The sequence below is a fragment of the Brucella ciceri genome (assembly GCF_041930145.1).
In the GTDB taxonomy this organism is placed as follows: domain Bacteria; phylum Pseudomonadota; class Alphaproteobacteria; order Rhizobiales; family Rhizobiaceae; genus Brucella; species Brucella intermedia.
Genome location: NZ_JBHEEV010000030.1, coordinates 1 through 2,584 on the forward strand (window position 1 = coordinate 1; position 2,584 = coordinate 2,584).

Below are 2,584 nucleotides of genomic sequence, written 5' to 3' on the forward strand. Positions count from 1 at the left end.
AGCGTGTCGCATTTATTCGGCCTCATACCCAGCAGCCTTAAAGAAGTTCTGGCATTCATTGATGGAGAAGAGACTGATGATATCGCCAAGTGCTTTTGAGATGGCGTCGAAGCTGCGTGCTGCTCGCTTTCTCAGAAGTGCCTTGAGTTTTGAGAAAGCCATTTCGATTGGGTTCAGGTCCGGCGAGTAGGGCGGCAGGAAGAGAAACCAAGCGCCCTTTGCCTTGACCAGTTGCTCAGCCTTCTGGCTTTTGTGGAAGCCGACATTGTCGAGGATGACTATATCACCGACTGACAGTGTCGGCACAAGCTGTGTCTCGATCCAGGTTTCGAAGATGCGGCTGTTCATCGGTGCATCGACGATCCATGGCGCGGTCAGGCCATGGCAGTGCAGTCCGGCAATGAAGGTTTGTGTCTTCCATTTTCCGAAGGGCGCATAGGCGGCAAAGCACCTGCCTTTGGCAGACCATCCGGTGCGTTTTGTCAGGCGCGTATCCGTGGAAGTCTCATCGATAAAGATGAGACGCGACAAGGCCTTGTTGAAGAACCGCTTTCGGCGATTGATCCAAAGATCACGCGCCTTGGCGATCTCTGGTCTACGCTGCTCGCTTGCCTTGAGGCTTTTTTTATTGCTCAGCCCAAGTCGGTGTAGGAATCGCCCGACCGTGGCGCGGTGGACTTCAATACCGCGCTCCGCGAGCGCAACGCACAGTTCGTCCAAAGTCGTTTCGCCACGGGCGGACATCTGCTCGCGGACCCAATCACCATGAGCCAAAAGCTTCACACTACCAGGCGGGTGGCCCTGCCTGGCGGCGGCCAGACAGCCGGATGACCGATGCAGGATCATCATGTTGTTGACGAACCGAGGCGAAACACGGAAATGCCGAGCGGCTTCCCGGTGACTATTGCCCTCATTCACAAACGCAACGACACGCTCACGCAACTCGATCGGATGCGGCTTGCCCATGGTGCATCTCCTTCCACGAGACAAGTGAGACCCCATGTCCTTCTTAGGCATGGTGGCTCGTCTCGCATTATGTTGTGCACGAGGGTTAGCTTGACAGCCAGAGCCTCAAACATAGGAGACGAGCCGTGGTCGATGATACTACACTTTACGTTGGTTTGGATGTGAGCAAGGAAAAGATTGCCGTTGGCTTGGCGGAAGCGGGCCGCAAGGGAGAGGTGCGCTACTATGGCGAGATCGCCAACCGTGCTGATACGGTGCGCAAATTTGTCGACAAGCTCGCCGGGCGTCACGAGCGCCTTTGCTTTTGCTACGAGGCCGGCCCGACGGGTTATGGGTTGTATCGCCAGCTTTCAGGTCTCGGCCATGAATGCCTCGTCGTCGCACCATCGCTCATTCCAACGCGTCCAGGGCTCCAGATCAAGACGGATCGCCGCGATGCGGTGGCATTGGCTGCTTTGTTGCGCGCCGGTAACTGTCATCCATCTGGGTTCCCGACGAGACGCATGAGGCCATGCGCGATCTTTGCCGGGCGAGGGAAACGGCGGTCTCTGATTTGCGACGGGCACGCCAGCATCTCTTGTCATTTTTGCTCCGCTACGGCCGGGTCTTCGAGGGCCGGTCTCATTGGACAAAAGCACATCGAAACTGGCTGGCGGCCCAGAGGTTCGATCATCGGGCGCAGCAGGTCACCATGGAAGAATATATTCGTGCCATCGAGCAAATAGAGGAACGGCGTGAACGGTTGACCCAACAGATGCTGGCGCTCTTGCCGGACTGGTCACTCAACCCCGTGGTGGAAGCGATCCAGGCCTTGCGCGGTGTCGCACAGATCTCAGCGCTGACCCTGGTCTCGGAGATCGGCGACTTTCGGCGCTTTAGCAACCCACGTCAGTTCATGGCTTGGCTGGGACTGGTTCCCAAGGAGCATTCCACAGGCGCAAGCGTGGTGCGTGGGTCCATTAACCAAGGCGGGCAACACCCGCGCACGACGGATGCTGGTCGAAGGCGCATGGACCTATAGATTACCCGCGCGTGTCGGCCTGGAAATTGTGAAGCGAAGCGAGGGGTTGCCTGAAAATATCAGGGCAATCCCCTGGAAGGCGCAAGTACGGCTATGCCAGCGATACCGGCGTATGCAAGCCAGTGGTCGCCCCACCAATATCGTCATCGTTGCCATCGCACGTGAGCTTGCTGCTTTCGTCTGGGCTATCGCAACAACCATTCCTGTCACGTCAACAAAAGCCGCCTGACAAAGAACGGCTCAACACGAAGAAGGAGAAAAGTTTACTTCCATCACACTGCCTATTGTTGGGCGCGGCGGCCGGTCAGGGCAACCCTCGTTGTGATTCTGCGAGCCTGAAAAATGGCAACACGCGTTAACGTGAGACAGAGGAAGGCCCGAGACGAACCACGGTCCTGCGGTATCCAATCCGCGCATCAGAGTCTGATCAACCGTCGTCTCAATGCCGCCGCGTCCTGCAATAGGCAGCATATAATGCTCTCTGCCCTGAAAAAGCGAAGCGAAAACCTATGTCGTAACCCTTGAAAACGGACATGAGAATCACAAATCAAGCCAAACGGGAATCCCGAATCCGGTCAACAGCGACATGCTTTAGCT

Annotated in this window: 3 protein-coding genes; 2 read left to right on the forward strand and 1 reads right to left on the reverse strand. The window is 56.7% G+C overall.

Annotated elements, in window-relative coordinates; translation table 11 throughout:
- Positions 1-12 precede the first annotated feature (12 nt).
- Positions 13-966 (reverse strand): IS630 family transposase, encoded by a 954-nt coding sequence (locus tag JNC63_RS21825; protein ID WP_006473471.1) that lies wholly within the window; start codon positions 964-966, stop codon positions 13-15.
- Positions 967-1,091: 125 nt separating this feature from the next.
- Between JNC63_RS21825 and JNC63_RS21830 the strand changes: the two genes are divergently transcribed.
- Together JNC63_RS21830 and JNC63_RS21835 are read left to right on the forward strand one after the other, a co-directional pair.
- Positions 1,092-1,691, forward strand: coding sequence for an IS110 family transposase (locus tag JNC63_RS21830; protein WP_006473472.1), 600 nt, complete (start codon positions 1,092-1,094; stop codon positions 1,689-1,691).
- The gene (locus tag JNC63_RS21835; protein WP_157796423.1) at positions 1,658-1,987 is read left to right on the forward strand and encodes a transposase; all 330 of its coding nucleotides are present in this window, start codon (positions 1,658-1,660) and stop codon (positions 1,985-1,987) included. The genes JNC63_RS21830 and JNC63_RS21835 overlap by 34 nt, the downstream gene beginning before the upstream one ends.
- Positions 1,988-2,584 lie beyond the last annotated feature (597 nt).